Raw genomic sequence first — 10,886 nt, 5'->3', positions numbered from 1 at the left:
ACGCCGTCGGTCCGCATGTAGGTGATGAGACCCACGGTCTCGCCGCCGATGTCGACGCCCTCGTACAGCTTCTGGGCCGTCTGCATGGTGCGCTGGGCGTTGAAGCCGAGCTTGCGGGCGGCTTCCTGCTGCAGGCTGGAGGTGGTGAAGGGCGGGGGCGGGGAACGGCGGCCAGGCTTGCGCTCCAGCGCCGAGACCTTGAACGTTCCGGCCTTGATCGCGTCCCGCGCCGCAAAGGCGCTGGCCTCGTTGGCCAGATCGAACTTGGTCAGGCGCTTGCCGTCGTGCTTCACGAGGCGGGCGGTGAACGGGTCGCTGTTGGCCGAGACTTCGGCGTCGACGGTCCAGTATTCCTGGGTCTTGAAGCGCTCGATCTCGATTTCGCGGTCGACGATGACGCGCAAAGCCACCGACTGCACCCGGCCGGCCGACTTGGAGCCGGGCAGCTTGCGCCACAACACCGGGGAGAGGGTGAAGCCCACCAGGTAGTCGAGCGCGCGGCGGGCCAGGTAGGCCTCGACCAGCTCCATGTCGACGTCGCGCGGATTGGCCATCGCCTCGGTGACGGCCGACTTGGTGATGGCGTTGAAGACCACGCGCTGGATGGTCTTGTCCTTCAGCACGCGCTTCTTCTGGAGGATCTCCAGCACGTGCCAGGAGATGGCCTCGCCCTCGCGGTCCGGGTCGGTGGCGAGGATGATCTTGTCGGAGCCCTTGGCCGCGTCGGCGATCTCGGCCAGCCGCTTGGCCGCCTTGCCGTCGACCTCCCAGGACATGTCGAAGTCCTCGTCCGGGCGCACCGAACCGTCCTTCGCGGGGAGGTCGCGGACGTGGCCGTACGAGGCGAGCACCTTGAAGTCCGAGCCCAGGTACTTGTTGATGGTCTTGGCCTTGGCCGGGCTCTCGACGATGACGACGTTCATTATAAGGTGTCTGATCCTAAAGAGCGCGGAAGGTGGGGGCGGTCCCGGCGGCCTGTCAACGGCCCGGATTCGCGCAGTACGGCCGAGCCCCTTTAGGGGCTCACGACTTGGCGACCATTCCGCCGGGCAGCAGTTCGGCCCGGCCGGCGAGGGCGAGCTCCATCAGGGCGGCGAAGACGACGGGGGCGGGGGCCTGGGCGGCCCGGACGAGTTCGTCGCGGGAGACGGGGGTCGGCGACAGGAGGCCGGCCACGCGTTCGCGCAGACGGTCGTCGACCTCGACCGGCTCGGGGCGATAGGGCGGCGGTCCCGGCTCGCGGAAGCCGCGCAGGCCCTCCAGCGCGCGCAGCACGTCCTCGGCGCTCTCGCAGATCGCAGCGCCCTGGCGGATCAGGTCGTTGGTCCCCTTGGCGCGAGGGTCCAGCGGCGAGCCGGGGACGGCCAGCACCTCGCGGCCCTGCTCGTTGGCGAGGCGGGCGGTGATCAGCGAGCCCGAGCGGAACTCGGCCTCGACCACCACCACGGCGCGGGACAGGCCGGCGATGATCCGGTTGCGGCGGGGGAAGTCGCGGGCGACCGCCGTGCGGCCGGGCTCGCTCTCGGAGACGATGCAGCCCCGCTCGACGATGCGGGCGTAGAGGTCCCGGCGCTCGGGCGGATAGACGTCGTCGATCCCGCCGCCCAGGACCGCCACCGTGCCGGTCGGCAGCGCGCCCTCGTGGGCCGCGCCGTCGATGCCGCGGGCCAGGCCCGAGACGATCACCTGGCCGGCCTGGCCCAACTCGGCGGCGAGACCACGGGCGAAGCGCTGGCCGGCGGCCGAGGCCACGCGCGCGCCGACGATCGCGACGGTCTGGCGGTCGAGAAGGCGCGCATCGCCGCGGGTCCAGATCAGCGGTGGGGGCGGGTCCAGCGCGGCCAACGCCTGGGGAAAGTCGGGCTCGCAGGCGCAGATGAGGCGGGCGCCGAGGGCCGCGCCGTCGGCGAGTTCGCGCTCGGCCTCGGCCACGCTCGGGATGCGGACGCCGGCCGCACGACCGCCGCGCCGGGCGAGGTCGGGCAGGGCGGCCAGCGCCTCGCCGGCGTCGCCGAAGCGGCTCATCAGTTGGTCGAAGGTGACCGGGCCCACGTTCTCTGCGCGCGCCAGCCGCAGCCAGTCGCGCCGCTGGGGCTCGGAGAGCTGCCGGATCACGCCTCGGCGCTCTCCGCCTTCTTCGCCCCGATCCGGGGCTCCTGGCCCTTCAGGAGGCGGCGGACGTTCTCGGCGTGGCGCACCAACACCAGCAGGGCCATGAACAGCGCGAGCAGCACGATGGCTGTGGGGCGCCCGATCAGCAGCGCCACCACCGGCGCGAGCGCGACCGCCACCAGCGCGGCGAGCGAGGAGATGCGGGAGAGGAAGGCGACGATCAGCCAGGTGGCCGCGGCGGCCAGGCCGACGGGCCAGGCGGCCGCCAGCATCGTTCCGAAAAAGGTGGCGACGCCCTTGCCGCCCTTGAAGCCGAGCCACACCGGGAACAGGTGACCCAGGAAGGCCGCGCCGGCCGCCAGGGACGTCAACACGGCCTGCTGCTCGACCGTGCCGTCGCGGGTGGCGAGCCAGGCCAGGAGCACGGCGAGCGCGCCCTTACCGCCGTCGCCCAGCAGGGTAATGAGCGCCAGGTCCTTGCGGCCGGTGCGCAGCACGTTGGTCGCGCCGATGTTGCCTGAGCCGATCGAGCGCACGTCGCCCGCGCCGCCCAGGCGCGTGGCGATCACCCCGAAGGGTATAGACCCCAGCAGGTAACCCCCGACCAGCGCGGCCCCCATCGCCAGCGGGCTCAGAATCTCGGCCATGAACGCTTCCTCTCCGGCCGCAGTCCTAGCGCGGCGCGATGCGTTCGTCAGCGGCGAACGGTGAGGCGGAACAATAGGTGAACTTTACCGGGTCGACAACGGCAATGCTGGCGCGCATTGCACCGCGCCGTGCTGAACCACGGGAAGTCGCCTTCAACGCACCCTGAGTTGAGCTGGCGCGCGTCCGCTCAGCGCGACGTGGGAGCTCGCGCAGGGCGGGTGCTGTGAAGGCGTGGGCATCTAGGCTTGCAGTATATCCAAAGAGATATTTTGTCACATTACTCAATTCGAGGCGATATTACATAAAAATACTCGCCTAATGGGCGATTTCGGCCAGAACGCATAGTTTAACCATAGTGATATTCAGGGATCGTTAGGGATCTCGGTGGCAGACCCTTGTTCACGTAACGCGATCGCCTGGGGTGGCGATGTCGCGGCGTTCCAGGGGATAGACAGATGAAGCTCTTTGCGGGCGCCTCCGGCGCCAGGAAGACGGACTCGGCCCATGTCCGCGCCCTCGAAGGCATGGTCGCGGCCATCGAGCGCTCTCAGGCGGTGATCGAGTTCGAACTGGATGGCACGATCATCCGGGCGAACCGCAATTTCCTCGATACGCTGGGCTATGCCGAGACGGAGGTGGTCGGCCGGCGGCACTCCATGTTCGTCGATCCCGAAGAATCGTCGACGCAGTCCTACCGGGACTTCTGGCAGACGCTGAACCGGGGCGAGTTCGTCGCTGCGAAGTTCCGGCGCATCGGCAAGGGCGGCCGCGAGGTCTGGATCCAGGCGTCGTACAATCCGATCCTGGACGAGAACGGCAAGGCCGTGCGGGTGGTGAAGTTCGCCACCGACATCACCGCCACCGAGAACGAGCGCAAGCGCAACGACGCCGAGCGCGCGGAGTCGGAGAAGGAGCAGAACGAGGTCGTCACGTTGCTGGCCCAGGGCCTCAGCCGGCTGTCCGGCGGGGATCTCACGGCCACGATCGAGGCCGAGTTCAGGGGCGCCTATGTGCGCATCCGCGACGACTTCAACGCCACCGCCGCCAGCCTGCGCCAGGCGATGGAGTCGGTGCTGAACACCACGGGCGCCATCCGTGGGGGCGCCGACGAGATCTCGTCGGCCTCGGACGACCTGTCGCGCCGCACCGAGCAGCAGGCGGCGACGCTGGAAGAAACGGCCGCCGCGCTGGACGAGATCACCGCCACGGTGAAGCGCAGCGCCGAAGGGGCCCGCGAGGCCTCGCAGGTGGCGTCCGGCGCACGCTCCGAAGCAGAGCGTTCTGGCGACGTGGTCCGTGAAGCGGTCGCGGCGATCCACGACATCCAGCAGAGCTCGGGCCAAATAAGCCAGATCATCGGGGTGATCGACGAGATCGCGTTCCAGACCAACCTGCTGGCCCTGAACGCCGGTGTCGAAGCGGCGCGGGCGGGCGAGGCCGGCAAGGGCTTCGCGGTCGTGGCGTCGGAAGTGCGGGCCCTGGCCCAGCGGTCGGCGGAAGCGGCCAAGGAGATCAAGACGCTCATCACCCAGTCGAGCACCCAGGTCGACCGGGGCGTGAAGCTGGTGAACGACACCGGCGCGGCCCTGACCGGCATCGTCGACCGTGTGGCGAGCATCGACGGCCTCGTCTCCGAGATCGCCCAGTCGGCCCAGGAGCAAGCCACCGGCCTCGCCCAGGTCAATACGGCGGTGAACCAGATGGACCAGGTCACCCAGCAGAACGCCGCGATGGTGGAGGAGGCGACCGCGGCCGCCGCCCAACTCAAGCGCGAGGCGGCCGAACTGGACCAACTGGTGGCCCGCTTCGACGTGGGCGCCCGTGGCGCTTCGGCGTCCCGCGCCGCCCCGCGTGCGGTCAAGGCCGAGCCGCCCGCCGCCGACGCCGCCGCGCTCCAGCGCAAGCTCAAGGTGGCGGTCAACGCCCAGCCGCGCTGGGACGAGTTCTAGACCTTGTAGACCGTCCGCCCGTCCACGACGGTCCGTAGCACCTTGCCTTGCAGGCGGCGGCCGTCGAACGGGGAGTTCTTGGACTTCGAGACCAGCCTGTCCGCGTCGATCACCACCGGCGCGTTCAGGTCGCAGAGCACCAGGTCGGCCGGCGCGCCCTTGGCGATCCGGCCGGCCGGCAGCCCCAGCAGCTTCGCCGGCGCGGAGGTGACGGTGCGGATCAGGTCCATCAGCGGGATCTGGCCGTCGTGGTGGAAGGCCAGCAGCGCCGCGAGCAGCGTCTGGAGACCGACCGCACCGGGGGCGGCCTCGTCGTAGGGCAGGCGTTTGTCCTCGGCGGGCGCAGGCGCGTGGGCCGAGACCACCACCTCGATCAGGCCGGACGCCACGGCGTCGATCACCGCCTGGCGGTCCTGTTCCGAACGCAAGGGCGGGTCCAGCTTGCAGAAGGTGCGGTAGTCGCCGATGTCGATCTCGTTGAACGACAGGTGGTTGATCGAGGTCGTGGCGGTGACCGCCAGGCCCCGGTCCTTGGCCCGCTTCAGGCTCTCCAGCGCCGCCGCTGTCGTGACCTGGTCGACGATCAGCTTCGCGCCGGTGAGTTCGGCCAGGGCCAGGTCGCGCTCCAGCATGATCTTCTCGGCGATGGCCGGCACGCTGGGCAGGCCCATCCGCGCGGCGAACTCGCCCGAGGTGGCCGCGGCGCCGGCCGACAGCCAGGGATCGGCGGGCCGGTGCGCGACCGGGGTGTCGAAGGCCTTGGCGTACATCAGCACCCGCTGGAAGACCTTGGAGTCCACGATGGGCCGGTCGGCGTCGGTCACATAGAGGCAGCCGGCCTCGTGCATCAGGCCGATCTCGGCCATTCGCTGGCCCTGGGCGCCCTTGGTGGCGGCGCCGGCCGGATAGACGTTCACCAGCTCAATGTCCCGCGCCCGGCGCAGGATGAAGTCCACGACCGCCGGCTCGTCCATCACGGGATGGGTGTCGGGCTGGACGACCATGGTGGTGACGCCGCCCGCGGCGGCGGCCTGGGCGGCGGACTTCAGCGTCTCCTTGGGCTCGGCCCCCGGCTCGCCGGTCTTCACCCGGATGTCGATCAGGCCGGGAATCAGCAGCGCGCCGCCGGCGTCCACCACCTCGACGTCGGCCGACAGGCCGCCCAGCGTGGGGGCCTGGACCACATCGGCGATGACGCCCTCGGTGACGATGACGCTGCCCGGGCCGTCGTAGCCGCTGGCCGGATCGACCAGGCGGGCGTTGGTGAAGGCGAGGGGGCGGCTCAACGGTCGTTCTCCAGGCGCGCGGCCAGGGAGGTCAGGACGGCCATGCGCGCAGCCACGCCCATCTCCACCTGGTCCTGGATCAGGCTGACGGACAGGTCGTCGGCCACGTCGGAGTCGATCTCGACGCCGCGGTTCATCGGCCCGGGGTGCATCACCCGCACGTGCGGCGCGGCCAGGGCCAGCTTCTCGCGATCGAGGCCGAAGAAGCGGAAGTACTCGCGCTGCGACGGCGCCATCACCCCGTCCATCCGCTCGAGCTGCAGGCGTAGCATCATCACCACGTCGCAGCCGGCGATGCCCCTGCGCATGTCGTGGAAGACCTCGACGTTCCAGCGGTCGGCGGCGGGCGGGATCAGCGTCGGCGGTCCCACCAGGCGCACGCTGGCGCCCAGCATCTGCAGCATGGCGATGTTGGAGCGGGCGACCCGGCTGTGCAGGACGTCGCCGCAGATCGCCACCTTCAGCCCCGAGATGTAGCCGAACGCGCGGCGCATGGAGAGCGCGTCGAGCAGGGCCTGGGTCGGGTGCTCGTGCTGGCCGTCGCCGGCGTTGATCACCGAGCAGCCGACCTTCTGCGACAGGAGGCTGGCCGCCCCCGACGAGGCGTGGCGCACCACCAGCAGGTCGGGCTGCATGGCGTTCAGGGTGACCGCCGTGTCGATCAGGGTCTCGCCTTTGGAGATCGACGAGGAGCGGGGGCTCATGTTGACCACGTCGGCGCCCAGCCGCTTGCCCGCGAGCTCGAACGAGCTCTGGGTCCGCGTCGAATTCTCGAAGAACAGGTTCATCAGCGTCCTGCCCTTGAGCAGGTCCAGCTTCTTCGAAGTCTGGCGGTTCAGGCTCACGAACCCGTCGGCGAGGTCCAAGAGGCTCGCGACCTCCACCTCGTTCAGGTCGGTGGACGAAAGGAAGTGGCGTTTGGGGAACGAGAAGGTCCGTTGCAGGACGTCGTTCAGACCGGGGGGCGCGGCGCTCATTAAAGCGCCCCTTTAGGCGACGCCGGGCCGCAAGGGAAGCTGGCGCAACGGGTGATCCCCAGTTTCCTCCGCCCGCCGCGTTGCGCGGGGCGCGGGGCGCTCCCTACATCCAGCCAAGCTCACAACCGGGGGAAACCTATGTCCAACGTCTGCCTGTTCACCTTCGTCGACCTCTATTCCAAGGGGCTTGGCACGCTCGACCACCTGCTGACCAAGGGCGCCGAGTTCGCCGCCGCCAAGGGCGTGTCCGAGGCCGACATGCTGCAGTGGCGGCTGATCGACGACATGAACCCGCTGGCCTTCCAGGCGATGGTGGTGATCAACTTCGCTCAGCAGTGGCCCGCGCGCGCCGCCGGCCTGCCCGTGCCGGAAGGGATCGCCGACAACCTCGACCTCGCCGGGTTCAAGGCGGCTATCGCCGAGGCGAAGGCCTGGCTGGCGGGCTTGAAGGGCGAGCAGTTCGAGGGCCGCGACGCCGCGCCGATCACCTTCAACCTGGGCCAGTTCGAGCCAACCCTGCCAGCCGGCCAGTGGCTGACGGGCTTCTCGACCACCAACTTCTATTTCCACCTGTCGATGGCCTACGCGATCATGCGCAACCGCGGCGTCCAGATCGGCAAGCCGGACCTGTTCGCCGGGGGGCTGTAAAGTCCCAAAGGTCCTTCCCCGCTTCGCAGGGAGAAACTGGCTCAGGTGTTCCGCAGGCGGTCCAGGGCGCCCTGGAGGATCCAGGCGGCGGCGGCCTTGTCGACCACGTCGCCCCGGCGCGCGCGGCTAACGTCGGCCTCGTCGATCAGCATGCGGTTCACCGCCATCGAGCTCATCCGCTCGTCCCAGAAGGCGATGGGCAGCTCGCGCAGGCGCAGGATGTTGCGGGCGAAGGCGCGGCAGGACTGGGCGCGCGGCCCCTCGGAGCCGTCCATGTTCACCGGCAGGCCGATAACGATGGCTTGCGCCTCGCGGCTCTCCATCAGCTTGAAGAGCGCGCCCGCGTCATCGGTGAACTTGGTCTTGCGGATTAGGCTGAGGGGACTGGCGATCGAGCGCATCGCGTCGGACACCGCCACGCCGATGGTCTTCTCGCCCAGGTCCAGGCCCACCACCGCGGCGTAGCGGGGGAGGAGCGCGGGGAGTTCGAGGAGATCGACGACGGCCATGGGCGGCTCCTAGGTCTTGTCGCGCGAATTGGCTAGCATGGCGTCCTGCGGGGCAAGGAGACACGACGTGCCCAGGTCCACTTCCACCGACGAGCGCCCTGTCGTGCTGCTCTCGGGCGGCAACCCGCAGATCCCGAAGGGCGACGGCGACGGGCCCGTCCAGGCCTATATCCGCGCCATGCCCGGCTGGAAGCGCGACCTCGGCGCCCGGCTGGACGCGCTCGTCCTGGAGGTCGTGCCGCAGGTGCGCAAGGCCGTTCGCTGGAACTCGCCGCTCTACGGCGTGGCGGGGCAGGGCTGGTTCATGTCGTTCCACGTCTTCACCCGATACGTGAAGGTGACCTTCTTCGCGGGCGCCTCGCTTGATCCGGTCCCGCCGGGCGGCACGCCGCGCAGCGGGGAGTCCCGCTGGATCGACCTGCACGAGGGCGAGTTCGACGCGGACCGCATGGCCGTGTGGCTGAGGCAGGCGGCGGCGCTTCCCGGCTGGATGCACTGACGTCCTCGGCAAATCCGCACAGCCGGTCGGCGAACTCGCGGATTGAGGCGTTTCGGCCTCGCCGGATATCAGCGGCTCCTCGAAAAGACGAAGGAGACCGCCGTGGCGAACGCGCCCGTCCAATGGCCGAAGAAGACCCGCGACCTGCACAATCACCACATGGATTCCACCATCTGGGATCGCTTCGCCTTCCGCGACGACGACGTGATCGTGGCGACCTATGCGAAGTCGGGCACCACCTGGACGCAGCAGATCGTCGGCCAACTGGTCTTCGCCGGCGCGCCGGACGTGCCGATCAACATGCTGTCGCCCTGGCTGGACCTGCGGGTCATGCCGCCCGACACGCTGGAGCAGCTGGAGGCCCAGACGCATCGCCGGGTGGTGAAAACCCATCTGCCGCTGGACGCGCTGACCTTCTCGCCGCGCGCCAAGTACCTCTACGTGGCGCGCGACGGCCGGGACGTGCTGTGGAGCCTCTATAACCACCACGCCCAGGGCAACGACCTCTGGTACCAGCTCCTGAACGAGACGCCCGGCCGTGTGGGGCCGCCGATCGGCAAGCCCGATCCCGACATCCGCCGTTACTTCCTGCACTGGCTGGAGAACGACGGCGCGCCGTTCTGGTCGTACTGGGAGAACATCGCCACCTGGTGGGCCGCCCGCGACCTGCCGAACGTGCGCCTGGTGCACTTCAACGCCCTGAAGGCCGATCCCGAGGGCGAGATGCGCGCCATCGCCGGGTTCCTGGGCTGCGACATCCCCGAGGACCGCTGGCCGGCGATCCTGGAGCACTGCTCGTTCGAGTACATGAAGAAGAACGCCGAGAACGTCGCGCCGCTTGGCGGGGCGATCTTCGACGGCGGCGCGCAGAGCTTCATCAACAAGGGCGTCAACGGCCGCTGGCGCGACGTGCTCACCGCCGCCGACTGCGCCGCCTACGAGGCCCGCGCCCTGGCCGAACTGGGCCCCGACTGCGCCTCCTGGCTGGCGAGCGGGCAGGGGGCGGAGGTGGGGAAAGAAGCGGCCTAAACGGCGCCCCCGGGCGGGGATCGCTTGCAAAGGCGCCCCCGCCACGGCTAACCCACGCCCTCTGACTTAGGAGGGCCCCATGGCCATCGACGCCGCGACCGTGCGCAAGGTCGCGAGGCTGGCGCGCATTGCCGAGCCGGAAGAGAAGCTGGAGCCGCTGGCCCGGGAGCTGAGCGGCATCATGAGCTGGATCGAACAGCTCAACGAGGTCGACACCGACGGCGTCGAGCCCATGACCACGTCCGTGGCCATGACCCTGCCGATGCGCGAGGACGTGGTCACCGACGGCGGCGACCCGGCCAAGGTGCTGTCGAACGCGCCGAAGACGGCCAAGGACTTCTTCATCGTGCCGAAGGTGGTGGAATAGCCATGGCCGACCTCACCGGGCTCACGCTGAAGGCCGCCCTCGACGGGCTGGCGGACAAGAGCTTCTCCGCCGAGGAGATCACCAAGGCGCATCTTTCCGCTATCGAGGCGGCGAGCGCGCTGAACGCCTTCGTCGTCAACACGCCGGACCAGGCCGTCGAGATGGCGAAGGCCTCCGACGCGCGCCGCGCCAAGGGCGAGGCCGGTCCGCTGGACGGCGCGCCGCTGGGCATCAAGGACCTGTTCTGCACCGAGGGCGTGACCTCGAGCGCGGGCTCGATGATCCTGCGCAACTTCAAGCCGACCTACGAGAGCACGGTCACGTCCAACCTGTGGCGCGACGGCGCGGTCATGCTGGGCAAGCTCAACATGGACGAGTTCGCCATGGGCTCGTCCAACGAGACCTCGGCCTGGGGCCCGGCGGTGAACCCGTGGCGCAGCCAGGGCGGCAACGTCAACCTGACCCCCGGCGGCTCATCGGGCGGATCGGCGTCGGCGGTCGCGGCCGAGCTCTGCCTGGGCGCCACGGCCACCGACACCGGCGGCTCGATCCGCCAGCCGGCGGCGTTCACCGGCACGGTCGGGATCAAGCCGACCTACGGCCGTTGCTCACGCTGGGGTATCGTGGCCTTCGCCTCGTCGCTGGACCAGGCTGGGCCGATGGCCCGCACGGTCGAGGATACGGCGATCCTGCTGAAGTCGATGTCGGGCCACGACCCGAAGGACTCGACGAGCATCGACGCGGAAGTCCCTGATTTTCCGAGCTTCTGCGGCAAGTCCGTGAAGGGGCTGCGCGTCGGCATTCCGAAGGAATACCGCGTCGACGGCATGCCGCCCGAGATCGAGAAGCTGTGGGAGCAGGG

At 69.6% G+C, this 10,886-nt stretch carries 12 protein-coding genes; 6 read left to right on the top strand and 6 right to left on the bottom strand.

The annotated features are described in order from the left end of the window. The 3 genes from Q0L11_RS04935 to plsY all read right to left on the bottom strand — a co-directional run. A partial coding sequence (locus tag Q0L11_RS04935) for a DNA topoisomerase (protein WP_296595780.1) occupies positions 1-923 on the bottom strand: 923 nt, incomplete at its 3' end. A gap of 100 nt (positions 924-1,023) precedes the next feature. After that, entirely contained in the window at positions 1,024-2,115 is a 1,092-nt protein-coding gene (gene dprA / locus Q0L11_RS04930; RefSeq protein ID WP_296595779.1) for a DNA-processing protein DprA, read from the bottom strand. Then, positions 2,112-2,759 carry a glycerol-3-phosphate 1-O-acyltransferase PlsY gene (plsY, locus tag Q0L11_RS04925; RefSeq protein ID WP_296595778.1) on the bottom strand — a complete coding sequence of 216 codons (648 nt, stop codon included), beginning with the start codon at positions 2,757-2,759 and terminating at the stop codon, positions 2,112-2,114. Before plsY ends, dprA begins: the two co-directional genes overlap by 4 nt. A gap of 456 nt (positions 2,760-3,215) precedes the next feature. On the opposite strand from plsY, the gene Q0L11_RS04920 reads away from it, so the two are divergent. Next, the gene (locus Q0L11_RS04920; protein ID WP_296595776.1) at positions 3,216-4,709 is read left to right on the top strand and encodes a PAS domain-containing methyl-accepting chemotaxis protein; all 1,494 of its coding nucleotides are present in this window, start codon (positions 3,216-3,218) and stop codon (positions 4,707-4,709) included. Here Q0L11_RS04920 and pyrC read toward each other — a convergent pair. Continuing rightward, positions 4,706-5,995 carry a dihydroorotase gene (gene pyrC / locus Q0L11_RS04915; RefSeq protein ID WP_296595775.1) on the bottom strand — a complete coding sequence of 430 codons (1,290 nt, stop codon included), beginning with the start codon at positions 5,993-5,995 and terminating at the stop codon, positions 4,706-4,708. The genes Q0L11_RS04920 and pyrC overlap by 4 nt on opposite strands. After that, positions 5,992-6,972 carry an aspartate carbamoyltransferase catalytic subunit gene (locus tag Q0L11_RS04910; protein WP_296595773.1) on the bottom strand — a complete coding sequence of 327 codons (981 nt, stop codon included), beginning with the start codon at positions 6,970-6,972 and terminating at the stop codon, positions 5,992-5,994. The genes pyrC and Q0L11_RS04910 overlap by 4 nt, the downstream gene beginning before the upstream one ends. A 138-nt stretch (positions 6,973-7,110) precedes the next feature. On the opposite strand from Q0L11_RS04910, the gene Q0L11_RS04905 reads away from it, so the two are divergent. Beyond that, complete coding sequence (locus tag Q0L11_RS04905) at positions 7,111-7,620, top strand: DUF1993 domain-containing protein (protein ID WP_296595772.1); 510 nt, start codon at positions 7,111-7,113, stop codon at positions 7,618-7,620. Between the two features lie 41 nt (positions 7,621-7,661). Here the strand turns inward: Q0L11_RS04905 and ruvX are convergent, their stop codons facing one another. Beyond that, the gene (gene ruvX, locus Q0L11_RS04900; RefSeq protein WP_296595770.1) at positions 7,662-8,129 is read right to left on the bottom strand and encodes a Holliday junction resolvase RuvX; all 468 of its coding nucleotides are present in this window, start codon (positions 8,127-8,129) and stop codon (positions 7,662-7,664) included. Positions 8,130-8,196: 67 nt separating this feature from the next. Here ruvX and Q0L11_RS04895 point away from each other — a divergent pair, with 67 nt between their 5' ends. The 4 genes from Q0L11_RS04895 to Q0L11_RS04880 form a co-directional block, all read left to right on the top strand. Beyond that, positions 8,197-8,628 (top strand): DUF1801 domain-containing protein, encoded by a 432-nt coding sequence (locus tag Q0L11_RS04895; protein ID WP_296595769.1) that lies wholly within the window; start codon positions 8,197-8,199, stop codon positions 8,626-8,628. 102 nt (positions 8,629-8,730) lie between these two features. Further along, positions 8,731-9,657 (top strand): sulfotransferase domain-containing protein, encoded by a 927-nt coding sequence (locus tag Q0L11_RS04890; RefSeq protein WP_296595768.1) that lies wholly within the window; start codon positions 8,731-8,733, stop codon positions 9,655-9,657. Between the two features lie 79 nt (positions 9,658-9,736). Then, positions 9,737-10,024: an Asp-tRNA(Asn)/Glu-tRNA(Gln) amidotransferase subunit GatC gene (gene gatC / locus Q0L11_RS04885; protein WP_296595766.1), complete on the top strand. Its 288-nt coding sequence runs from the start codon at positions 9,737-9,739 to the stop codon at positions 10,022-10,024. A gap of 2 nt (positions 10,025-10,026) precedes the next feature. Then, on the top strand, positions 10,027-10,886 hold an 860-nt coding region (locus tag Q0L11_RS04880; RefSeq protein WP_296595764.1), incomplete at its 3' end, for an amidase.

The sequence above is a fragment of the Phenylobacterium sp. genome (genome assembly GCF_024508875.1).
Taxonomy (GTDB): Bacteria; Pseudomonadota; Alphaproteobacteria; order Caulobacterales; family Caulobacteraceae; genus Phenylobacterium.
The sequence above is the reverse complement of the archived record's forward strand: the minus strand, read 5'-3'. Positions and strand labels throughout refer to the sequence as shown.

What these genes read in the sequence shown, in the direction of transcription:
- gatC (WP_296595766.1), top strand. Translation starts at nt 9,737, where the DNA reads ATGGCCATCGACGCCGCGACCGTGCGCAAGGTCGCGAGGCTGGCGCGC.
- Q0L11_RS04905 (WP_296595772.1), top strand. Translation starts at nt 7,111, where the DNA reads ATGTCCAACGTCTGCCTGTTCACCTTCGTCGACCTCTATTCCAAGGGG.
- ruvX (WP_296595770.1), bottom strand. Translation starts at nt 8,129, where the DNA reads ATGGCCGTCGTCGATCTCCTCGAACTCCCCGCGCTCCTCCCCCGCTAC.
- plsY (WP_296595778.1), bottom strand. Translation starts at nt 2,759, where the DNA reads ATGGCCGAGATTCTGAGCCCGCTGGCGATGGGGGCCGCGCTGGTCGGG.
- Q0L11_RS04910 (WP_296595773.1), bottom strand. Translation starts at nt 6,972, where the DNA reads ATGAGCGCCGCGCCCCCCGGTCTGAACGACGTCCTGCAACGGACCTTC.
- Q0L11_RS04920 (WP_296595776.1), top strand. Translation starts at nt 3,216, where the DNA reads ATGAAGCTCTTTGCGGGCGCCTCCGGCGCCAGGAAGACGGACTCGGCC.